A 22,136-nucleotide genomic window follows, 5' to 3' on the forward strand; every position below is an offset into this window, starting at 1 on the left:
AGAAAACAAGCTAAACTGAGCCTGGAACAACTCGTAAACGCTCCAAGTTGGTCTACTGCCCAAGTAAAATTTATACTAAACAGAAATTAAAAAACAAATTAGAAGACTTGGATTGCACAGCTCAAAATACTGATTTTAGAAAGTGGAATACTAATTAATGGAGTTGTAACAAATAGTTGACATGTTTGTTGCTTTTTGACTTCAAAGGAGTATTACTGGATTTTCTCCTCAAATTAGACTTTTGCCCAGACTCTTCTCTCTTATGCTTGATAACGTTTCACACCATCTAGATAGGTTGCTACCAATTCCAAATCTTTGTCTAAAACAATAAAATCTGCATCATAACCTTCACGAATTTGTCCACAGACGTCATCGATGTGAACGGATTTAGCTGGGTTGAAGCTGGCCATCATGACTGCTTCATGCGGATTCGCAATTCCCCATTCGACTACATTCTTCACACCATCTTTGAGTTTGAGGATAGAACCTGCCAAGTTACCTGTCGATTTGAGGCGTGCAGTTCCATTTGCAACGACAACTGGGAATTCTCCCAACATATAGTCACCGTCTTCCAATCCACCAGCTGTCATACAGTCTGTAATAAGAGCAATGTTTTCTGTCCCTTTTTGTTTGATAAGAATTTCGCAGGCTTTTGGATCTACGTGATGGCCATCACAGATCAACTCTGCATAGGTATGAGGTAATTGATACATGGCTCCAACCATACCCAGTTCGCGGTGAGTCAACCCACGCATTCCATTGTAGGCGTGTACCCAAACACTCGCTCCAGCATCGACTGCTTTTTTAGCTTCATCAAAAGTCGCGTTTGAGTGCCCAAGAGCAACCGTTACACCTTCTCCGGTGATAGTCCGTACAAAGTCTTCTACACCTTCACGCTCTGGCGCAAGAGCAATTTTATTTAGCAAGCCATTTGCTGCTTTTTGCCAAGCACGAAACTCATCCATGCGAGGATCTTTCATGTAGGCAGGGTTTTGAGCCCCCTTGTATTTCTCTGTGAAATAAGGCCCTTCAAAATAAATTCCACGAATTTTCGCGCCACTTGCTTCTTGATAACGAGCACCGATATTTTCAGTTACCGCAAGCAATTGCTCATAAGTCGATGTCAAAGTTGTTGGCAAGAAGCTCGTTACCCCCATGCTGAGGAGTCCTTCACTCATAGTATGAAGCGTTCCTTCGATATTATTATCCATAACATCCACACCGCCAAATCCATGAATGTGGGTATCCACAAGTCCTGGAGCAATGCTATAACCTGTATAGTCAATCACCTCAGCTCCTTCAGGAATCTGCTCTACATGTTTTCCAAACTTGCCGTCCACAAGTTCCAAGTAACCACCTCGACGAACTCCGTGTGGGTAGAAAAACTGATCCGCTTTAATATAGTTAGGCATAATGTTAACCTCCTTAAAAAATTGATTCTACAATTTATTATGTCAATTACATTATAAACCTTTCTTTTTCATTTGTAAATGGTATAGACCTATTTTCTGAAGATATTTTAAAAGCGATATTTCACGTTCGAATCACAACACATCTAAATAAATAAGAAAGAGCAGTTGAAAAATTACTGCTTTTTTGTTACACTAGATAGAAAGACTGTAAAGGATAATTTGGCTTTTTGTCATTATTCTAGAGAAATGTTATTTCACAGACTGACTAAAAGGAGACACAATGGCAGACCGAGGCTTACTAATCGTTTTTTCTGGTCCTTCAGGGGTTGGAAAAGGAACGGTTAGAAGAGAGATTTTTGAGAGTTCTGAAAACCAATTTCAATATTCTGTATCGATGACGACACGCGCACAACGTCCTGGAGAAGTGGACGGTGGTGACTATTTCTTCCGTACTCGCGAAGAGTTTGAAGAGTTGATTCGTCAAGGACAGATGTTGGAATATGCAGAATATGTCGGCAACTACTATGGAACCCCTTTGACCTACGTCAATGAAACCTTGGACAAGGGAATTGATGTTTTCCTTGAAATTGAGGTTCAGGGCGCTCTTCAGGTCAAGAAAAAGGTTCCAGATGCTGTCTTTATCTTCCTGACACCACCAGATTTGGATGAATTGCAAGATCGTTTAGTAGGTCGTGGAACAGATAGCGCAGAAGTGATTGCCCAACGAATCGAGAAAGCCAAGGAAGAAATTGCCCTCATGCGTGAGTATGATTATGCGATTGTCAACGATCAGGTGCCCCTAGCTGCTGAGCGTGTCAAACGTGTGATCGAAGCAGAGCACTTCCGTGTGGACCGTGTCATTGGTCACTATCAGGAGATGTTACCAAAGTCTCCAACTACCCGATAAAATTTAGAAAATAGGTACAAGCAAATGATGTTAAAACCCTCTATTGATACCTTGCTCGACAAGGTTCCTTCAAAATATTCACTCGTAATCTTGGAAGCAAAACGTGCCCACGAATTGGAAGCAGGTGCACCAGCAACTCAAGGTTTCAAGTCTGAAAAATCAACTCTTCGCGCTCTAGAAGAAATCGAATCAGGAAACGTAACCATTCACCCAGACCCAGAAGGGAAACGTGAAGCAGTGCGTCGCCGTATCGAAGAAGAAAAACGCCGCAAAGAAGAAGAAGAAAAGAAAATCAAAGAGCAAATCGCTAAAGAAAAAGAAGATGGTGAAAAAATTTAAGGTTGGGGGGACTCAATCTTATTTTTTCTATTGTAAGAATGTACTGACAAGGAGGAGGTGAGAAGATGGTTATAGCCAATATTATTGTAGATGTGCCCTTGATGCAGACGGACCAGCCCTATAGTTACAAGATTCCTAAGGAATTTGAGGGAATGCTAGAAGTTGGGATGCGGGTTCATGTGCCTTTTGGTAAGGGCAATCGCCTGATTCAAGGGATTGTTCTTGGTTTGGAGTCCCAAGTGGATGAAGAAGGGGTAAGTCAAGATTTAAAAGATATTGCCGAGGTACTGGATTTTTCTCCTGTTCTCACGCAAGAACAACTCTGGCTGGCTGAGGAGCTCCGCAAATCTGTATTTTCTTACAAAATCTCTATTCTCAAGGCTATGCTACCGGGATTTCTAAATTCTAGCTATGACAAGATTCTCTATCCTCTGGAAGGTCTGAGTCAGGAAGACCGAGAGCGCTTGTTTGGTTCTGAAGATTCACTAGCCTTTTCTTCTCTGGATTTAGGTAAGCAAGCTGAAATGATGCGTTTGACTAGAAAAGGCCTACTTGGTCTGGAATATCAGGCAGTCGATCAAAAGAAGGTCAAGACCCAGTCTTGGTATGAGGTGAATCTAGCTCAATTAGAAGGTGTTGAAATATCTGCGCGTGCCAAGAAAAAGTTGGAATTGAGAGATTACTTGCTGTCTCATCCTGAGAGTGCTTCCTTGGCTAGTTTGTTAGAGTCCTACTCACGGGAGCAGGTCAACTTTTTTGTGGAACAAGGTGCTGTGTCCATAGTCCAAAAGGAAGTGCAACGCTCGGCTGCTTATTTTGAAGGGATTGAAGCAAGTCAGCCTTTGGAGTTGAATCCAGAGCAAAGACAGGCGCGTGATGCGGTTGTGAGTGCTATTGGTAGTCATCAGCCTCCCTTCCTCCTTCAAGGGATCACAGGAAGTGGGAAGACCGAGGTTTACTTACAAATAATCCAAGGAGCTTTGGATAAGGGGAAAACAGCCATCTTGTTAGTGCCTGAGATTTCCTTGACTCCGCAGATGACGGAGCGTTTTATTGCTCGCTTTGGTAAGAAAGTGGCCATTCTTCACTCAGGCCTGTCCAATGGTGAAAAGTATGATGAATGGCGCAAGGTGGAACGCGGCGATGCCCAAGTTGTTGTTGGTGCTAGATCTGCCATCTTTGCTCCGCTGAAAAATCTAGGTGTCATGATTATCGATGAGGAGCATGAAGCGACTTATAAGCAGGACAGCAATCCCCGTTACCATGCCAGAGAGGTGGCTATTTTACGGGCTCATTATAATCAAGCGGCTCTGGTGCTTGGTTCAGCAACTCCTAGTCTGGAAAGCCGTGCTCGGGCTGGCAAAGGCGTTTATCAACATTTACGTCTGACCCAACGCGCCAATCCTTTAGCTAGAATCCCTGAGGTTCAAGTGATTGACTTTCGGGACTATATCGGACAAAACGAGACGTCAAATTTTACGCCTCCTTTGCTAGAAGCGATTCAGGACCGTCTAGCTAAAAAAGAGCAGGTGGTTCTTATGCTCAATCGTCGTGGTTATTCTAGCTTTGTCATGTGTCGGGAGTGTGGGACGGTGGATACTTGTCCCAACTGTGACATTTCCCTGACCTTGCACATGGATACCAAGACCATGAACTGCCATTATTGTGGTTTTTCAAAGGACATTCCTCAGGCCTGCCCTAACTGTAAGAGTCGCAGTATTCGTTACTATGGGACAGGAACTCAAAAGGCTTATGACGAGCTGGCAGAACTTTTTCCCCAGGCTCGCATTCTGCGCATGGATGTGGATACGACTCGTAAGAAAGGTAGTCACCAAGCTCTACTTGACCAGTTTGGACGAGGAGAAGCAGATATTTTACTAGGTACTCAGATGATTGCCAAGGGATTGGATTTTCCAAATGTGACCCTAGTCGGAGTTCTTAATGCCGATACGGCCTTGAATCTACCTGATTTCCGTTCTTCTGAGAGAACCTTCCAGCTCTTGACTCAGGTGGCAGGTCGAGCAGGACGTGCTGAAAAAGCTGGGCAGGTCTTGATTCAGTCTTACAATCCTCAGCACTACGCTATTCGATTTGCAAAAGACCAGGACTACGAAGGCTTTTATGCTTATGAAATGGGTATCAGACGACAACTTGGCTATCCACCTTACTATTTCACCATTGGCATTACCCTTTCTCACAAGAAAGAAGAAGAGGTGGTCAAATGTGCCTATGAAGTCATGAACATTTTGCGGTCAGGTTTGTCTGAAACCAGTAACATCCTCGGGCCAACGCCCAAACCCATCGCCCGTACTCACAACCTCTATCATTACCAGATTTTAATTAAATACCGTTTAGAAGATGAGCTGGGACCAACCCTCAACCAGGTCTTGGCCTTGACTCAAGAAAGGGAAAATAGTGAGCTCCGTCTCAGCATTGACCATGAGCCACAGCAATTTTTATAAGAAGGAGAAGATATGACAAAACTAATCTTTATGGGGACACCCGACTTTTCAGCAACAGTTTTAAAAGGGCTTTTGACAGATAACCGTTACGAAATTCTAGCCGTTGTGACCCAGCCAGACCGTGCTGTCGGACGTAAAAAAGTTATCCAGGAAACCCCAGTTAAACAAGCTGCAAAAGAGGCAGGACTTCCTATCTACCAACCTGAAAAACTATCTGGAAGTCCAGAGATGGAAGATCTTATGAAGCTAGGAGCAGATGGGATTGTGACTGCCGCTTTTGGCCAGTTTCTCCCAAGTAAACTCCTTGATAGCATGGACTTTGCGGTCAATGTTCATGCTTCTCTTCTTCCTAAACATCGTGGTGGTGCGCCTATCCATTACGCCTTGATTCAAGGCGATGAGGAAGCTGGTGTGACCATTATGGAAATGGTTAAGGAGATGGATGCAGGAGACATGATTTCCCGTCGCAGTATTCCTATCACTGATGAGGACAATGTTGGCACCTTGTTTGAGAAATTAGCTCTTGTTGGTCGTGATTTGCTTTTGGATACTTTGCCTGCCTACATTGCTGGTGACATCAAACCTGAACCGCAGGATCCGAGTCAGGTTACTTTCTCGCCAAACATCAAGCCAGAAGAAGAAAAATTGGACTGGAACAAAACCAATCGTCAACTTTTCAACCAAATCCGTGGGATGAACCCCTGGCCTGTTGCCCATACTTTCCTTAAGGGTGACCGCTTTAAGATTTATGAAGCCCTAGCAGTAGAAGGTCAGGGCAATCCAGGTGAAATCCTTTCTATCGGCAAGAAAGAATTGATTGTCGCAACGGCAGAGGGAGCTCTATCCCTCAAGCAAGTTCAGCCTGCAGGTAAACCTAAGATGGACATTGCTTCCTTCCTCAACGGTGTTGGGCGAACATTGACTGTAGGAGAACGATTTGGTGACTAAAGTAGAAACGGCTAGAAGTTTAGCCCTAGCAGTATTAGAGGATGTTTTTATCAATCAAGCATACTCAAATATCGCCTTAAATAAGCATCTAAAAGGAAGTCAACTTTCGGCAACGGACAAGGGATTGGTAACTGAGATTGTCTATGGAACGGTAGCTCGAAAACTGACTCTGGAATGGTACCTATCCCACTTTATCGAAGACAGAGATAAGTTAGATAACTGCCTCTATGTCCTTCTTCTCATGAGTGCCTACCAACTCCGCTATTTGGACAAGATTCCAGATCATGCTGTGGTCAATGAAGCAGTGGAATTGGCCAAAGTCCGTAAAAAAGGCAGTGAAAAATTGGTCAACGCCGTCCTTCGTCGTATTCTACGTGAAGGCTGGCCAGATATCACCAGCATCAAACGAAAAAACAAGCGTGACTCCATTGCCTATTCTCTCCCGGTTTGGTTAGTTGCCAAGCTCAAAGAAGAATATGGCGAAGAGCGAGCACAAGCTATCTTTGAAAGTCTCTTAGTGCGCAACAAGGCCAGTATTCGTGTGACTGATTTAAGCCGAAAAGAGGAAATTCAAACCTTGTTGGAGGCCAGTGATTCATCCTTGTCTTCTTCTGGTCTTGTTAAGGAACAGGGGCATTTTGCAGGCCATGATTTGTTTGCAGAAGGGGCTATTACTATCCAAGACGAGTCCAGTCAGCTAGTTGCTCCGACGCTTGATTTACAAGGTGATGAGCGAGTGCTTGATGCCTGTGCGGCTCCAGGTGGGAAAACAGCCCATATAGCCTCTTATCTTACGACAGGTCAGGTTACTGCTCTGGACTTGTACGACCACAAGTTGGATTTAATCCAAGAAAATGCCCAACGTCTGGGAGTTGCAGATCGGGTTCAAACTCAAAAATTGGATGCCAGAAAGGTGCATGAGTTTTTTAGTCAGGATTCATTTGATAAGATTTTAGTGGATGCTCCCTGTTCAGGAATCGGTCTTTTGCGCCGAAAACCAGATATCAAATACAATAAAGAAACGGCAGATTTCGCGTCCTTACAGGAAATTCAGCTAGAAATATTAGGTAGTGTTTGTCAAACACTAGGCAAAGGTGGTATAATAACTTATAGTACCTGTACTATTGTCTCAGAGGAGAATTTTCAAGTCGTTGAGGCGTTTTTAGAAAGTCATCCTGAGTTCGAGCAGGTAAAGCTAGAACATGAATGTAAGGATATCATGAAAGACGGCTGTATCCTCATTACACCTGAATTGTATGGAAGTGATGGATTCTTCATCAGTCAATTTCGCAAGATATCGGATTAGGAAGGAACTGACACATGGAAATTTCATTATTAACAGATGTTGGTCAGAAACGGACAAATAACCAAGACTATGTCAACCACTATGTCAATAGAGCTGGACGTACCATGATTATTTTAGCTGATGGGATGGGAGGTCATCGCGCAGGGAATATCGCTAGTGAAATGGCGGTAACAGACCTAGGTATAGCTTGGGTTGATACCCAAATCGATACAGTCAATGAAGTGCGTGAATGGTTCGCCCATTACCTAGAAATTGAAAATCAAAAGATTCACCAGCTTGGTCAGGATGAAGCTTACAGAGGCATGGGAACTACTTTGGAAGTCCTTGCTATTATTGATAATCAGGCTATCTATGCTCATATTGGTGATTCGCGTATCGGCTTGATTCGTGGAGAAGAATACCATCAGTTGACGAGTGATCATTCTTTGGTCAATGAGTTGCTCAAGGCTGGTCAATTGACACCAGAAGAGGCAGAAGCTAATCCGCAAAAAAATATTATCACCCAGTCTATTGGGCAAAAAGATGAAATTCAGCCTGATTTTGGGACAGTTATCCTTGAGTCAGGTGACTATCTCTTGCTCAATAGTGACGGCTTGACCAACATGATTTCAGGCAGTGAGATTCGTGATATTGTAACCAGTGATATTCCTTTAGCAGATAAAACGGAGACACTTGTTCGTTTTGCTAACAATGCAGGAGGTTTAGACAACATTACGGTTGCCCTTGTTTCTATGAACGAGGAGGATGCAGAATGATCCAAATCGGCAAGATTTTTGTCGGACGCTATCGGATTGTCAAACAGATTGGTCGAGGAGGTATGGCGGATGTCTACCTAGCCAAAGATTTGATTCTAGACGGGGAAGAAGTGGCAGTGAAGGTTCTGAGGACCAACTACCAGACGGACCCGATAGCTGTAGCTCGTTTTCAGCGTGAAGCGAGAGCTATGGCAGATTTAGACCATCCTCATATCGTTCGGATAACAGATATTGGTGAGGAAGACGGTCAACAGTACCTAGCTATGGAGTATGTGGCTGGACTTGACCTTAAACGCTATATCAAGGAACATTATCCTTTCTCTAATGAAGAAGCCGTCCGTATTATGGGACAAATCCTCCTAGCTATGCGTTTGGCCCATACCAGAGGAATTGTCCATAGGGACTTGAAACCTCAAAATATCCTCTTGACACCAGATGGGACTGTCAAGGTTACAGACTTTGGGATTGCCGTAGCCTTTGCTGAGACGAGTCTGACTCAGACTAACTCGATGCTGGGTTCGGTGCATTACTTGTCACCAGAGCAGGCGCGTGGCTCTAAGGCGACTGTACAAAGTGATATCTATGCCATGGGGATTATCTTCTATGAGATGCTGACAGGCCATATCCCTTATGACGGGGATAGCGCTGTGACCATCGCCCTCCAGCATTTCCAAAAACCACTGCCGTCCGTTATTGCTGAGAATCCATCTGTGCCCCAGGCTTTGGAGAATGTTGTTATCAAGGCAACTGCTAAGAAATTGACAGATCGCTATAAATCAGTTGCTGAAATGTATGTGGATTTGTCTAGTAGTTTGTCTTATAATCGTCGTAATGAACCAAAGCTGGTCTTTGACGATGCGACTAAGGCGGACACCAAGCCTCTACCAAAAGTATCCCAGAGCACCTTGACTTCGATTCCTAAGGTTCAATCGCAGACAGAACACAAACCAATCAAAAAAACAAGTCAGGCTGTGACAGAGGAAACTTACCAACCACAAGCACCGAAAAAACGTAGATTTAAGATGCGTTATCTGATTTTTTTGGCCAGCATTGTATTGGTGGCAGCTTCTCTTATTTGGATACTATCCAGAACTCCTGCAACCATTGCCATTCCAGATGTGGCAGGTCAGACAGTTGCGGAAGCCAAGGAAACCCTCAAGAAAGCCAATTTTGAGATTGGAGAGGAGAAGTCAGAGGCTAGTGAAAAGGTGGAGGAAGGGCGGATTATCCGTACAGATCCTGGCGCTGGAACTGGTCGAAAAGAAGGAACGAAAATCAATTTGGTTGTCTCATCAGGCAAACAATCCTTCCAAATTAGTAATTATGTCGGCCGGAAATCCTCTGATGTCATTGCGGAATTAAAAGAGAAAAAAGTTCCAGATAATTTGATTAAAATTGAGGAAGAAGAGTCGAATGAGAGTGAGGCTGGAACGGTCATGAAGCAAAGTCTACCAGAAGGTACGACCTATGACTTAAGCAAGGCAACTCAAATTGTCTTGACAGTAGCTAAAAAAGCTACGAAGATTCAATTAGGGAACTATATTGGACGGAAATCCTCTGATGTCATTGCGGAATTAAAAGAGAAAAAAGTTCCAGATAATTTGATTAAGATAGAGGAAGAAGAGTCCAGCGAAAGCGAACCAGGAACGATTATGAAACAAAGTCCAGGTGCCGGAACGACTTATGATGTGAATAAACCTACCCAAATCGTCTTGACAGTAGCTAAAAAAGTTACAAGTGTTGCCATGCCGAGCTACATTGGTTCCAGCTTGGAGTTTACTAAGAATAATTTGATTCAAATTGTTGGGATTAAGGAAGCCAATATTGAAGTTGTAGAAGTGTCGACAGCTCCCGCTGGAACTGCTGAAGGTACAGTCGTTGAACAAAGTCCTAGAGCAGGTGAAAAGGTAGACCTCAATAAGACTAGAGTCAAGATTTCAATCTACAAACCTAAAACAAGTTCAGCTACTCCTTAAAATCAGATGGATAATCAAAATGAGTAATCAATCTTTGTCATGATTTCATGGCAAAGATTTTTTTTGACTCCAGATTTGTGATAAAATAGAGGGAGTTGATAAAAGGAGGAACGCATGGAAGAATCAAGAGAATTAAATGCCGTCATCGATGTGATTATGCTAGCGGGGACTATTCTCCTTAAAAGTGGTTCAGAGATTCATCGCGTAGAAGATACCATGATTCGGATTGCGCATTCGCAGGGGATTGTGGATTGCAATGTCCTTGCCATGCCTGCCGCTATCTTTTTCTCTATTGAAAATACCAATATTTCGCGCATGAAGCGGGTGACCTCCTCTTCTTATAACATCGAAAAAGTCTGCGATGTGAACCAGATTTCTCGTCAGCTGGTTGGGGGGCAGATTGATTTAGAAACAGCCTTTAAGCAATTGACGGCCTTGCAGGCCCAACCCCTTCCCTATACTAAGTTGCAGGTAACTCTGGCTGCGACCTTAAGTGCTCCTTTCTTTTCGGTTATGTTTAGTGGAAATATCTACGACGCACTTGGGGCAGGAGTGGCGACCTTATTTGGTTTTGCCTTTTCCCTCTATGTGGAGAAGTTTATCCGAATTCCCTTTGTGACAGCCTTTGCTGGGGCCTTCGTCTTTGGAATGATTGCCCAGTTTTGGGCTCGCTACACAGGCTTTCCTTCAACGGCAGACTTGATTATAGCTGGTGCGGTCATGCCGTTTGTTCCAGGAATTGCCTTGACCAATGCGGTTCGTGATATTATGATCAACCACATAAACTCTGGTATGAGCAAGATGTTTGAATCCCTGCTCATTACCCTTGCTTTAGGGGCAGGAACTTCTGTCGCCTTGGTATTGATGAACTAATATGACACTAACAACCTTTTTATTACAAGCAGTGGCAAGTCTTCTTGCTATTATCACTTTTTTAATCGTACTCAATGTGCAACGGTCCATGCTCTTACCTGGAGGGATTTTGGGCATGGCTGTCTGGCTAGTCTATCTCTTGCTCAAGGAACCGACCAATGTTATTGTGGCTACTTTTATTGCAGCCATTATAGGTTCTTGTGTCAGCCAGATTTTAAGTATTCTTTATAAGACTCCTGCTGTGGTCTTTATCTTAGCAATCTTGGCACCCTTGGTTCCGGGTTATCTCTCCTATCGGACAACTGCCTTTTTTGTGACAGGGGACTATAATAAAGCGCTGGCAAGTGCAACATTAGTTGTTATGCTGGCTCTGGTCATTTCCATTGGAATGGCTAGCGGAACAGTGATTCTCAGACTGTATCATTATATAAAAACACATCGAGTATCGTAGACTTTACAGAAATAAAAGAATTTTCTGAAAAATGAGATAAATATAGTGACAAGGCTTTCTATGTATGCTATTCTCTCTATATAAAGGAGGAAAAATCATGAAAAAATCACTATTTTCCTTATTGTCTGTAAGTCTACTGACTTTGTTGCTTATCCCAGTCATGGTTTCTAGTTTGGGTTCAGAGTTTCAAAGTGGATTACAAGAGCATCAGTTGATTGCCGAAAAGGTTAGTAAAACACTTGACAAGACATTTGATAAGGATGTCAGAGAAATTCCGACCAGTCAGTTTTATCAAGAATTTGTAGATGAGATGGGAAGGACTTACTCAGGAAATTTAATCCTCCAGGAACTGATAACTGAGAATGGGGCTTATAAAGCTACTTATATCGGTGAACTCTCTAGCAACTAATCATTCTTTGAAATTATGACCAATAAGAGGCTTGATTTGGTGAATCAAGTCTTTTTTATCTCTTTTACTGCCATTTGTGATAAAATAGTACCGAACGATTTTTTACATGAATGATAAAATAGAGGTAAATATGACAATCGGTATTGATAAGATTGGTTTTGCGACCAGTCAATATGTCTTGAAGTTACAAGACTTAGCAGAAGCGAGGGGAATTGACCCTGAAAAATTAAGCAAAGGACTCTTACTCGAGGAATTGAGTATTGCACCCTTAACTGAGGACATCGTGACCTTGGCGGCCAGTGCTAGTGACTTTATTTTAACTGAGCAAGAAAGAGCAGAAATTGACATGGTCATTGTGGCGACCGAGTCAGGAATTGACCAGAGTAAGGCTGCAGCCGTCTTTGTGCATGGCTTGCTGGGTATTCAGCCCTTTGCGCGTAGTTTCGAGATTAAAGAAGCCTGCTATGGAGCGACAGCTGCCCTTCATTATGCCAAATTGCATGTGGAAAATTCTCCAGAGTCCAAGGTCTTGGTCATTGCCAGTGATATTGCCAAGTACGGTATTGAAACTCCAGGAGAACCAACTCAAGGTGCTGGAAGTGTGGCCATGTTGATTACACAAAATCCACGCATGATGGCCTTTAATAATGACAATGTTGCTCAAACCCGTGACATCATGGATTTTTGGCGTCCAAATTACTCGACAACTCCTTATGTAAATGGTGTCTATTCTACCCAACAATATTTGGATAGTTTGAAAATGACTTGGCTTGAATATCAAAAACGCTACCAGCTTACTTTGGATGATTTTGCGGCTGTTTGTTTCCATTTGCCTTATCCTAAATTAGCCTTAAAAGGTTTGAAAAAAATCATGGATAAGAGCCTGCCTCAAGAGAAAAAAGACCTCTTGCAAAAGCATTTTGACCAGTCTATTCTTTACAGTCAAAAGGTGGGGAATATCTACACAGGTTCACTTTTCCTTGGGCTTCTGTCTCTCTTGGAAAATACAGATAGCTTGAAGGCTGGGGATAAAATCGCCCTTTATAGTTACGGAAGTGGTGCTGTAGCTGAGTTCTTCAGCGGTGAATTGGTTGAAGGTTATGAAGCTTATCTGGATAAAGACCGCTTGAACAAGCTCAACCAACGAACTGCCTTATCTGTTGCAGACTATGAAAAAGTCTTCTTTGAAGAAGTAGACTTAGATGAAACAAATTCTGCTCAGTTTGCTAGCTATGAAAATCAAGATTTTGCCTTGGTTGAAATTGTTGATCACCAACGCCGTTATAGCAAGGTTGAAAAATAATGAAGATAAGTTGGAATGGATTTTCTAAAAAATCATACCAAGAGCGCCTCGAGCTGTTAAAAGCTCAGGCGTTCCTTAGTCCTGAGAGGCAAGAGAGTTTAGAGCAGGATGAACAGATGAGTGTAACTGTGGCAGACCAGCTGAGTGAGAATGTGGTGGGAACTTTTTCTCTGCCTTATTCGCTGGTCCCAGAGGTTCTCGTTAACGGTCAGGAATACACAGTTCCCTATGTGACAGAAGAACCGTCCGTGGTTGCTGCGGCCAGCTATGCTAGTAAAATCATCAAGCGAGCAGGTGGCTTTACTGCTCAGGTTCATGAGCGCCAGATGATTGGACAGGTAGCCCTTTATCAAGTTGCTGACCCTGAACAAGCGCAAGAGAAGATTGCCAGCAAGAAAGCAGAGCTCCTAGAACTTGCCAATCAAGCCTATCCTTCTATCGTTAAACGTGGAGGTGGGGCGCGTGATCTGCATGTCGAGCAGATAAAAGGCGAACCAGACTTTCTCGTTGTTTATATTCATGTCGATACCCAGGAAGCCATGGGTGCCAATATGCTCAACACCATGCTGGAAGCCTTGAAACCAGTCTTAGAAGAACTCAGTCAGGGACAGAGTCTCATGGGAATCCTGTCCAACTACGCAACTGATTCTCTGGTGACTGCAAGCTGTCGCATCGCCTTTCGCTACTTGATCCGCCAAAAGGAGCAAGGACGAGAAATTGCAGAGAAGATAGCCTTGGCTAGTCAGTTTGCGCAAGCTGATCCTTATCGAGCGGCTACCCACAATAAAGGGATTTTTAACGGTATTGATGCCATTTTGATTGCCACTGGTAATGACTGGCGTGCCATTGAGGCGGGGGCTCATGCCTTTGCTAGTCGAGACGGGCGCTATCAAGGTCTCAGTCGCTGGATGCTGGATCTTGAAAGAGAAGAATTGGTCGGTGAGATGACCTTACCCATGCCTGTAGCGACCAAGGGTGGCTCTGTTGGTCTCAACCCTCGTGTAGCTCTCAGTCATGAATTATTGGGAAATCCTTCTGCCAAAGAATTAGCCCAGATTATCGTGTCTATCGGGCTTGCCCAAAATTTTGCGGCCCTCAAAGCCTTGGTGAGTACAGGGATTCAGCAAGGCCACATGAAATTGCAGGCTAAATCTTTGGCACTTCTCGCAGGTGCTAGTGAATCCGAAGTTGCTCCCCTAGTCGAGCGCCTCATCGCAGATAAAACCTTTAACCTAGAGACAGCCCAGCGCTACCTAGAAAATTTAAGATCATAAAAACTCAGACGAATTCGGTCTGAGTTTTCTTGTATTTAAATACTTTTTCCTGGTAAAAGAGTAACTGGCAAAAAGTAACCAGTTGTGGTGACTTCCTTGCCTTCGATCTTTTGCAAGAGGAGGTCAACAGTGAGGCAAGCAATTTCTTCCAAAGGTTGCTTGATAGTAGTCAATTGAGGGTAGTAATTTTCGATAAAGTAGGTCCCATCATAGCCGATGACCTTGAGCTCTTCTGGGACAGAAATGCCTAGTTTATGAGCAATTTTAATAACTAGAATAGCTGTTAAGTCATCCGAAGCGAAAATGGCATCTGGCTTTTGTCGAGTTAAGATATTCTTGATTTCCATTTCTTTTCTGACAGGAGAAAAGTCACTGGAAACATTGATAATAGGAGCTTTTGGGAGTACAGATGCAAAGCCAGCGTGGCGTAGTCCGGTTGGCGAGTTGGAATTATCATTCCCTGTAATCATAATGATAGACTGGGCACCTGTCTTGACCAAGGTTTGGGCAGCTAGAACCCCACCAGCATAGTTGTCAGAGGAGACGACAGGAATGTCTGGTGACAGATTGCGGTCAAAGGAAATAATTGGTGCCGTCACTCGATTGTAGTCTTCGATTCCCAAGTTGTGACTACCCGAAATGATGCCATCCACCTGATTGGCTTCTAACATTTCGATGTATTCACGTTCCTTCTCAGAATCGTGCTCACTGTTGCAGATGATGGTCTTGTACCCATTTTTGAAGAGTTGGTGTTCCAGCTTATCAATCAATTCTGCGTAGAAAACGTTGGAAATATTTGGGAAAATCAAGCCGATTAACTTAGCTGATTTTCCTTGCAGACTACGAGCTAGGTTGTTGGGTTTATAGCCCAATTCTCGCATGGCTTCATTGACCTTTTGAATGGTTTTTTCAGAGAGATACCCTTTTTTATTGATAACCCGAGAAACGGTAGTAGGACTGACGCCTGCAAGTTTGGCGACATCAGTTAGTTTTGCGACCATAATCTAATTCATAGTAAGTTCCAGTTGGGTTTCCAGATTTGATCAGGATACCATTTTGGTCCGCATGTGGGAAGACACGACCAGAAAATACTTTTTCTCCTTTATTGATGAAAATTTCAAAGACAGAGTTATCGATGAAGATTGTAGCAGTAGTAGCCTGATTCTCGATAGGGCAAGAGCGAGTAGTTCCAAATTCTTGGGCATACTGTTCTCCAGCCTGGCTACGATCCACTGTTACTTGACCATTTACAAGGTCAAAGTTGATGGAAAGTCCCTTGCCTTCTTGATCAGCAAGTAAGACAATCTCGCTCTGGCTATTAGTTTCCAAGTTGAGTTCAAGTTCGTAAGCGTTCTTGGTTTGGGCACGGTTTGAGAAGGCTTCTTCAGAAGCACGAAGGTCCTTGATAGCTGCGACTGGGTATTGGTAGAGTTTGCCGTCTTTGATAGTGAGTTCCTTGACCAAAGAGAAGGTTCCTTGGTGGTCAAAACGGTCAGATGGATATGAAACATCAGGCAAGCCAAGCCAGCTAACAGCTAGAGCACGTCCATCAGGAGCGTTGAAGGCTTGAGTTGCATAGGCTTCGAAACCATAGTCCATGTTTTGAAGTTGAGACACATCTACCATTTTGGCATTTTCAGGGTCAAAGGAAGCCCCAATCTTATACATATTTGGATAGATATTATCGTAGTCTAGAACATCTTTATCCAATCCTTGCGGGCAGTAGAGAAGGACAGGTTGTTCCCCTACAAAGACCAGATTTGGACATTCCATCATGTAGGCAGTACGGTCGTTAGCAAAGTCAAGGTTGCCAATGGCTTGCCAGTTTGTATAGTCGTTGTCTACAGCCTTGTAGAGACGGACGAAGCCTTTTTTCTCCAAGTCCTGTCCACCGACGATAGCATAGTATTGGCCCTTGAAGTTAAAAATTTGCGGATCACGGAAGTGGTCAGTAGAGTCTGCTGGCTGGTCGATCAAGATCTTATCAATCTTTGTAATCTTGCCATCCTTATCCATCAAAGCTCCAATCTGGTAAGGGTGACGAATCCAGTTTTCATCACGAACATTTCCTGTATAAAATAGGAACAAGTTATCGCCAAATTGCATGGCAGAACCAGAGTAGGCACCGTGGCTATCTAATGGAGTATCAGGCAAAACTTTGACTCCAGTTTCTGTGAAATGAACCAAGTTCTCACTTTCCAATTGAACCCAAGATTTCAAACCGTGGGCTGCACCAAAAGGAAAGTTCTGATAAAAAACAATCCACTTTCCATCAAAGTAAGAAAAGCCATTTGGGTCGTTAAGAAGTCCTGTTTTTGGCTCAACATGATAATGAGTATGCCATGGAGATTGTGCCATATTTTCTTTAATATTCTTAATTTCTTCTTGCGTCCAATCTTGATAAAGTCTGTAACGACGCTCAGTTGTCCATTCCATTCTTCTATTCCTCCAAAAATCTTATCACATTTAATAGTAACCGTTTTCGATAAAAAATGCAAGCCTTTTATGTTAAAAAAGAGAAAAAACTGTCAAACGTTTATCACAAATTAAAAGCAGAAAATCAATCAACTATCTACAGAGAATTGAAATAAAGTGAAACAAAACCCTTTTGAACTCAGATTTCAAACTTATTTTTTCAAGTAATACCTGATAAAACAGTCAAAAACAATCAATCTAAAGCGTGTCCACTAAGTGGATAGAATATTTTTTCTGCAAAACGCTTGACATATTTCTAAAACATGATAAAATAATAGTCGTAGGGCGAATAAAATCGCTTTCAAACAAGAACAAAATTTTATATAAGGAGATTTTTGCAAATGAACAATCAGGAAATTGCAAAAAAAGTCATCGATGCCTTGGGTGGACGTGAAAATGTCAACAGTGTAGCTCACTGTGCGACTCGTCTTCGTGTCATGGTCAAAGATGAAGGAAAAATCAATAAAGAAGTGATTGAGAACTTGGAAAAAGTTCAAGGTGCTTTCTTTAACTCAGGTCAATACCAAATCATCTTTGGTACTGGTACAGTAAACAAAATGTACGATGAAGTTGTTGCACTTGGTTTACCAACATCATCTAAAGATGACATGAAAGCAGAAGCTGCTAAACAAGGGAACTGGTTCCAACGTGCTATCCGTACTTTCGGTGACGTTTTCGTTCCAATCATCCCAGTTATCGTAGCGACAGGTCTCTTCATGGGTGTGCGTGGTCTTTTCATTGCTCTTGAAATGCCACTTCCAGGAGACTTTGCAACTTACACACAAATCTTGACAGATACAGCCTTCATCATCTTGCCAGGTTTGGTTGTTTGGTCAACCTTCCGTGTATTCGGTGGTAACCCTGCCGTTGGTATCGTTCTTGGTATGATGCTTGTTTCTGGCTCACTTCCAAACGCTTGGGCAGTTGCTCAAGGTGGTGAAGTAACAGCTATGAACTTCTTTGGTTTCATCCCTGTTGTTGGTTTGCAAGGTTCCGTTCTTCCAGCCTTCATCATCGGGGTTGTCGGAGCTAAATTTGAAAAAGCTGTCCGCAAGGTCGTTCCAGATGTCATTGACCTTTTGGTAACACCATTCGTGACACTTTTGGTTATGTCTATCCTTGGACTATTTGTCATCGGACCAGTCTTTCACGTTGTTGAAAACTACATCCTTATCGCGACAAAAGCGATCCTTAGTATGCCATTTGGTCTTGGTGGTTTCTTGATTGGTGGGGTTCACCAATTGATCGTCGTGTCAGGTGTGCACCATATCTTCAACTTGCTTGAAGTGCAATTGCTTGCTGCTGACCATGCTAACCCATTCAACGCTATCATCACTGCTGCTATGACAGCTCAAGGTGCTGCAACTGTTGCGGTTGGTGTTAAAACTAAAAATCCAAAACTAAAAACACTTGCTTTCCCAGCTGCTCTTTCTGCCTTCCTCGGTATTACAGAGCCTGCTATCTTCGGGGTGAACTTGCGCTTCCGTAAACCATTCTTCCTCTCATTGATTGCTGGTGCAATCGGTGGTGGATTGGCTTCTATCCTTGGACTTGCTGGTAATGGTAGTGGTATCACCATCATCCCTGGTACAATGCTTTATGTTGGTAACGGACAACTTGCCCAATACCTTCTTATGGTAGCTGTATCATTTGCACTTGGTTTTGCTCTTACTTACATGTTTGGTTATGAGGATGAAAAAGAAGTTGCTACTGAAGCGGCGACAGAACGTTTGGTCCAAGAAGAAACAACTGGCAACATTCCAGCAGCTCTTCAAAATGAAACACTTGTAACTCCTATCGTCGGTGATGTTGTCGCTCTTGCTGATGTCAATGACCCAGTCTTCTCAAGTGGAGCTATGGGACAAGGTATCGCTGTGAAACCAAGTCAAGGTGTGGTTTATGCACCAGCTGATGCTGAAGTTTCAATCGCATTTCCAACAGGGCACGCTTTTGGTTTGAAAACAACTGATGGTGCTGAAGTTTTGATCCACGTTGGTATTGACACTGTATCTATGAATGGTGAAGGTTTTGAAGCAAAAGTTGCTCAAGGTGACAAGGTTAAAGCGGGCGATGTTCTTGGAACATTTGACTCAAACAAAATCGCTGCAGCTGGACTTGATGATACAACAATGGTTATCGTTACAAATACAGCTGACTACGCTTCAGTAGCTCCAGTCGCAACAGGTTCAGTTGCGAAGGGGGATGCCGTTATTGAAGTGAAAATTTAATCAATCCTCTCTAATGTGAAAACGAACAAATGACATGTTTGTTCGTTTTTGCTTGAATGGTAAGATTTACAGAGGAAAATCTAAAAAATAGAGAAATTTAGACTTTCGAAATATGCTATAATAAAGAAAATAAAAACAAGAGGTTTATCATGACAAAATTATATGGAAGCTTGGAAGCGGGCGGTACAAAGTTTGTCTGTGCTGTCGGTGATGAAAACTTTAACGTTGTAGAAAAAACACAATTTCCAACAACAACTCCAATCGAAACAATCGATAAAACCATTGAGTTCTTCTCGAAATTCGATAATCTTGCTGGTCTTGCAGTTGGTTCATTTGGTCCGATTGATATTGATAAAAACTCAAAAACCTATGGCTTTATCACAACGACTCCAAAACCAAACTGGGCAAATGTGGACTTGCTTGGTGCCCTTCGTCGCGCCCTAAACGTGCCTATGTACTTCACTACAGACGTAAACAGCTCTGCTTATGGTGAAGTGGTTGCCCGTAACAATGCTGGTGGCCGTATCGAAAACTTGGTTTACTACACAATCGGTACAGGTATCGGTGCAGGTGTCATCCAACGTGGTGAGTTTATCGGTGGTGTGGGTCACCCTGAGATGGGTCATTATTATGTTGCTAGACACCCAATGGATATTGAAAAAGAGTTTAAGGGTGTTTGTCCGTTCCATAAGGGATGTCTGGAAGGCTATGCAGCTGGTCCAAGTTTGGAAGCTCGTACAGGTGTTCGTGGGGAAAACATTGAACTCAACAACCCTGTCTGGGATGTCCAAGCCTACTATATCGCTCAAGCTGCGGTCAATGCGACAGTGACTTTCCGCCCAGACGTGATTGTCTTTGGTGGAGGAGTCATGGCTCAACAACACATGCTGGACCGTGTCCGTGAAAAATTTACATCTCTTCTCAATGGCTACCTACCAGTACCAGATGTGCGTGACTACATCGTGACGCCAGCAGTCGCAGGAAATGGTTCTGCTACTCTTGGGAACTTTGTTCTTGCAAAAGAAGTTTCAAAATAAAGCACAAAATCCGCTTGGGAAACCAAACGGATTTTGTGGTTGCAAATAATATTTTTGAGCCTTTCCTTAAGTGATTACGGACGGTAGCGACTTTCTTCGAAATTCCATACCTAAACTTTGAGCCTAATGTCTCAAAGTTTCCGAATACCTGAAACCATTAGATTTCAGGTGTTTCTATCACGGCGGAAAGGCTAGGTAAGTCCTCGCCTTACTATCGAAAAATATGCATGATTTCCATACCAAAGTATATTTAGTATTAAGCTATAGTTAATCTACGCTTTAAAAATCCACTTGGGAAACCAAACGGATTTTTTACGTGTCAAAGCATTTGCCAGAAAAAGTCAATAATATAGGTCAGACCGTAGGTATAAACCACGAGGGTAAAGGGTTTGGTCAGAATGATGATGGTCATGTAGCGCTTGAAACTCATCTTGGTCAGGGCAGCCAGCATACAGAGAAAGTCAGCTGGGCTAATGGGCCAAATCATCATAAAAATAAAGAAACGGTCAAAACGATTGCCTTTATCTAGCCAGCCGATGTACTTGTCGTAGGTGCGCTTGCTGACGACAGACTGGACAAAGGCAGCTCCGTATAGGCGCACCAGATAAAAGATAATGGCACAGCCAATCACGATGCCGATATAGTTGTAGATAGTCCCGATGATGTGCCCGTAGATAAAGACCCCAGCCACTGAGGTCAAGGCCCCAGGAATGATAGGGACGACCGTCTGTAAAATCTGTAAAAAGATAAAGAGAGGTGGACCCCAGATGCCTGCCTGCTGGATAAAGGCAGATAGGGTTTCCTTAGACTGTAAAATCCCAGCCTGATAAGCCCAAATACAGAAAATCAAACTCCCAACCCCACCGACAATCGATGAGATATTGATAACTTGCTGTAAAAGGGGAGAAACAGCTTTCATTTGTTTATCCTGTGACATGTAAACTCCTCATAGATAGTATAACTCTACTATACCATATTTTGGAGGAGAAAGGGGGAATGAGTCTTTTTTGATAAGGAATAGAAAGTAAATAGCCCTTCGAGACTTAGAATAGGTCTGTCAACTAAAGGTTATATGCATTCTAGGTTTCGAATAATCGAAATTACATAAATTTAAAAGCATTCTAAGTTCGAATAGCTTATCTGATATAATTTTGAGGCATTCGAGCTTTCGAATAGTCATCTTCTCTAAAGTTTAGATGTGTTCTGAAGCTAGAAAGACTAAAATCTAAAAATAATAAGAGTCTCTCTGATGGATGTAATTTATGTCTAGTATGAATCTTTTGAATTGTTAGTTAATTTTAATATTAATCAGTTCTGAAATAATTACTAAATATAGTTAGATGGTGAATGAATTATTGCTAAATTTCAAGTTCAAGTTAGCCATCCAGAAGTCTTCTCTGGGGGACTTGTAGTTCAAGCATTTTTTAGGATAGTTGTTCATCCACTTTTCGATGAATGCGACTTTTTTAGGAGTCGTTTTCTTAGTTCCCTTAGGCTTAGGTAACCATCTACGAATGAGCCTGTTGCGATTCTCATTAGTTCCCCTTTCCCAAGAGGCATAGGGATGTGCATAGTAGATATGCTCCTTAGAAAACATATGGGACAAGCGGTTGAATTCCGTTCCGTCCATTAGTAGATAAAGGATTACTCCTTCTTGAAATGACAGATGAACTTGTTTTTTTATAAAAAATGTTGTCTGAAACTATTCGCTTTTTTCCAGAAATTTTAGAGGAAGAAAATTTTATGAGGAAAAAGAACTTACTCAAATAACAATTCAGGACCAAAAACTGACAGTTGAGGAGCAGAGTGGATAAATTAAGTTTGCTACTGTATAATGGATTTATCACTAATACTCTTCGAAAATCTCTTCAAACCACGTCAGCTTCGCCTTGCCGTGCGTATGTTACCGACTTCGTCAGTTTTATCTGCAACCTCAAAGCTGTACTTTGAGCAGCCTACGGCTAGCTTCCTAGTTTGCTCT

18 protein-coding genes and 1 pseudogene are annotated in these 22,136 nt (G+C 42.7%); 14 read left to right on the forward strand and 5 right to left on the reverse strand.

What is annotated here, in order from left to right:
* Positions 1–260 precede the first annotated feature (260 nt).
* Positions 261–1,412 carry an N-acetylglucosamine-6-phosphate deacetylase gene (gene nagA, locus HT723_RS05295; RefSeq protein WP_001134440.1) on the reverse strand — a complete coding sequence of 384 codons (1,152 nt, stop codon included), beginning with the start codon at positions 1,410–1,412 and terminating at the stop codon, positions 261–263.
* Between the two features lie 280 nt (positions 1,413–1,692).
* On the opposite strand from nagA, the gene gmk reads away from it, so the two are divergent.
* From gmk to HT723_RS05355, 12 genes are all read left to right on the forward strand, one after another.
* Positions 1,693–2,319, forward strand: coding sequence for a guanylate kinase (gene gmk, locus HT723_RS05300; protein ID WP_000775034.1), 627 nt, complete (start codon positions 1,693–1,695; stop codon positions 2,317–2,319).
* Positions 2,320–2,343: 24 nt separating this feature from the next.
* Entirely contained in the window at positions 2,344–2,658 is a 315-nt protein-coding gene (rpoZ, locus tag HT723_RS05305; RefSeq protein WP_000979235.1) for a DNA-directed RNA polymerase subunit omega, read from the forward strand.
* 65 nt (positions 2,659–2,723) lie between these two features.
* Entirely contained in the window at positions 2,724–5,120 is a 2,397-nt protein-coding gene (locus tag HT723_RS05310) for a primosomal protein N' (RefSeq protein WP_172934789.1), read from the forward strand.
* Between the two features lie 12 nt (positions 5,121–5,132).
* On the forward strand, positions 5,133–6,068 hold the full coding sequence (fmt, locus tag HT723_RS05315; RefSeq protein ID WP_119942274.1) for a methionyl-tRNA formyltransferase: 936 nt from the start codon (positions 5,133–5,135) through the stop codon (positions 6,066–6,068).
* Positions 6,061–7,374, forward strand: coding sequence for a 16S rRNA (cytosine(967)-C(5))-methyltransferase RsmB (gene rsmB, locus HT723_RS05320; RefSeq protein ID WP_172934790.1), 1,314 nt, complete (start codon positions 6,061–6,063; stop codon positions 7,372–7,374). The genes fmt and rsmB overlap by 8 nt, the downstream gene beginning before the upstream one ends.
* A gap of 14 nt (positions 7,375–7,388) precedes the next feature.
* Positions 7,389–8,129, forward strand: a complete 741-nt coding sequence (locus HT723_RS05325) for a Stp1/IreP family PP2C-type Ser/Thr phosphatase (RefSeq protein ID WP_172934791.1) — start codon at positions 7,389–7,391, stop codon at positions 8,127–8,129.
* Positions 8,126–10,105, forward strand: a complete 1,980-nt coding sequence (gene stkP, locus HT723_RS05330; protein WP_172934792.1) for a serine/threonine-protein kinase StkP — start codon at positions 8,126–8,128, stop codon at positions 10,103–10,105. Before HT723_RS05325 ends, stkP begins: the two co-directional genes overlap by 4 nt.
* Before the next feature lie 114 nt (positions 10,106–10,219).
* On the forward strand, positions 10,220–10,978 hold the full coding sequence (locus tag HT723_RS05335; protein ID WP_172934793.1) for a threonine/serine exporter family protein: 759 nt from the start codon (positions 10,220–10,222) through the stop codon (positions 10,976–10,978).
* Between the two features lies 1 nt (position 10,979).
* Positions 10,980–11,429, forward strand: coding sequence for a threonine/serine exporter family protein (locus HT723_RS05340; protein WP_119947467.1), 450 nt, complete (start codon positions 10,980–10,982; stop codon positions 11,427–11,429).
* 160 nt (positions 11,430–11,589) lie between these two features.
* The gene (locus HT723_RS05345; protein ID WP_025170610.1) at positions 11,590–11,838 is read left to right on the forward strand and encodes a hypothetical protein; all 249 of its coding nucleotides are present in this window, start codon (positions 11,590–11,592) and stop codon (positions 11,836–11,838) included.
* A gap of 130 nt (positions 11,839–11,968) precedes the next feature.
* Positions 11,969–13,141, forward strand: coding sequence for a hydroxymethylglutaryl-CoA synthase (locus HT723_RS05350; RefSeq protein WP_172934794.1), 1,173 nt, complete (start codon positions 11,969–11,971; stop codon positions 13,139–13,141).
* A complete protein-coding gene (locus HT723_RS05355) occupies positions 13,141–14,415 on the forward strand; it encodes a hydroxymethylglutaryl-CoA reductase, degradative (protein ID WP_172934795.1) in 1,275 nt (424 codons plus the stop codon). Before HT723_RS05350 ends, HT723_RS05355 begins: the two co-directional genes overlap by 1 nt.
* Positions 14,416–14,450: 35 nt before the next feature.
* Here HT723_RS05355 and HT723_RS05360 read toward each other — a convergent pair whose 3' ends face one another.
* Entirely contained in the window at positions 14,451–15,416 is a 966-nt protein-coding gene (locus tag HT723_RS05360) for a LacI family DNA-binding transcriptional regulator (RefSeq protein WP_172934796.1), read from the reverse strand.
* Positions 15,397–16,851: a glycoside hydrolase family 32 protein gene (locus tag HT723_RS05365; RefSeq protein WP_172934797.1), complete on the reverse strand. Its 1,455-nt coding sequence runs from the start codon at positions 16,849–16,851 to the stop codon at positions 15,397–15,399. Before HT723_RS05365 ends, HT723_RS05360 begins: the two co-directional genes overlap by 20 nt.
* A gap of 380 nt (positions 16,852–17,231) precedes the next feature.
* On the opposite strand from HT723_RS05365, the gene HT723_RS05370 reads away from it, so the two are divergent.
* Positions 17,232–19,118 (forward strand): sucrose-specific PTS transporter subunit IIBC, encoded by a 1,887-nt coding sequence (locus HT723_RS05370; protein ID WP_188108528.1) that lies wholly within the window; start codon positions 17,232–17,234, stop codon positions 19,116–19,118.
* A 149-nt stretch (positions 19,119–19,267) separates the two neighbouring features.
* Positions 19,268–20,155 carry a fructokinase ScrK gene (scrK, locus tag HT723_RS05375; protein ID WP_000164310.1) on the forward strand — a complete coding sequence of 296 codons (888 nt, stop codon included), beginning with the start codon at positions 19,268–19,270 and terminating at the stop codon, positions 20,153–20,155.
* A 319-nt stretch (positions 20,156–20,474) separates the two neighbouring features.
* On the opposite strand, the gene HT723_RS05380 is transcribed toward scrK, so the two are convergent.
* Both HT723_RS05380 and HT723_RS05385 read right to left on the reverse strand, forming a co-directional pair.
* Positions 20,475–21,092: a TVP38/TMEM64 family protein gene (locus HT723_RS05380; protein WP_000076168.1), complete on the reverse strand. Its 618-nt coding sequence runs from the start codon at positions 21,090–21,092 to the stop codon at positions 20,475–20,477.
* Positions 21,093–21,491: 399 nt separating this feature from the next.
* Positions 21,492–21,800, reverse strand: a pseudogene (locus HT723_RS05385) (IS30 family transposase); the annotation flags it as partial.
* Between the last annotated feature and the right edge of the window lie 336 nt (positions 21,801–22,136).

The organism is Streptococcus sp. 2106 (assembly GCF_013277315.1).
GTDB lineage: Bacteria > Bacillota > Bacilli > Lactobacillales > Streptococcaceae > Streptococcus > Streptococcus pseudopneumoniae.

Excerpts from the sequence above, each read along its gene's own strand:
- nagA (WP_001134440.1), bottom strand. The coding sequence starts at position 1,412 with ATGCCTAACTATATTAAAGCGGATCAGTTTTTCTACCCACACGGAGTT.
- gmk (WP_000775034.1), top strand. The coding sequence starts at position 1,693 with ATGGCAGACCGAGGCTTACTAATCGTTTTTTCTGGTCCTTCAGGGGTT.
- rpoZ (WP_000979235.1), top strand. The coding sequence starts at position 2,344 with ATGATGTTAAAACCCTCTATTGATACCTTGCTCGACAAGGTTCCTTCA.
- HT723_RS05310 (WP_172934789.1), top strand. The coding sequence starts at position 2,724 with ATGGTTATAGCCAATATTATTGTAGATGTGCCCTTGATGCAGACGGAC.
- fmt (WP_119942274.1), top strand. The coding sequence starts at position 5,133 with ATGACAAAACTAATCTTTATGGGGACACCCGACTTTTCAGCAACAGTT.
- HT723_RS05325 (WP_172934791.1), top strand. The coding sequence starts at position 7,389 with ATGGAAATTTCATTATTAACAGATGTTGGTCAGAAACGGACAAATAAC.
- stkP (WP_172934792.1), top strand. The coding sequence starts at position 8,126 with ATGATCCAAATCGGCAAGATTTTTGTCGGACGCTATCGGATTGTCAAA.
- HT723_RS05335 (WP_172934793.1), top strand. The coding sequence starts at position 10,220 with ATGGAAGAATCAAGAGAATTAAATGCCGTCATCGATGTGATTATGCTA.
- HT723_RS05340 (WP_119947467.1), top strand. The coding sequence starts at position 10,980 with ATGACACTAACAACCTTTTTATTACAAGCAGTGGCAAGTCTTCTTGCT.
- HT723_RS05345 (WP_025170610.1), top strand. The coding sequence starts at position 11,590 with ATGGTTTCTAGTTTGGGTTCAGAGTTTCAAAGTGGATTACAAGAGCAT.
- HT723_RS05350 (WP_172934794.1), top strand. The coding sequence starts at position 11,969 with ATGACAATCGGTATTGATAAGATTGGTTTTGCGACCAGTCAATATGTC.
- HT723_RS05355 (WP_172934795.1), top strand. The coding sequence starts at position 13,141 with ATGAAGATAAGTTGGAATGGATTTTCTAAAAAATCATACCAAGAGCGC.
- HT723_RS05360 (WP_172934796.1), bottom strand. The coding sequence starts at position 15,416 with ATGGTCGCAAAACTAACTGATGTCGCCAAACTTGCAGGCGTCAGTCCT.
- HT723_RS05365 (WP_172934797.1), bottom strand. The coding sequence starts at position 16,851 with ATGGAATGGACAACTGAGCGTCGTTACAGACTTTATCAAGATTGGACG.
- HT723_RS05370 (WP_188108528.1), top strand. The coding sequence starts at position 17,232 with ATGAACAATCAGGAAATTGCAAAAAAAGTCATCGATGCCTTGGGTGGA.
- scrK (WP_000164310.1), top strand. The coding sequence starts at position 19,268 with ATGACAAAATTATATGGAAGCTTGGAAGCGGGCGGTACAAAGTTTGTC.
- HT723_RS05380 (WP_000076168.1), bottom strand. The coding sequence starts at position 21,092 with ATGTCACAGGATAAACAAATGAAAGCTGTTTCTCCCCTTTTACAGCAA.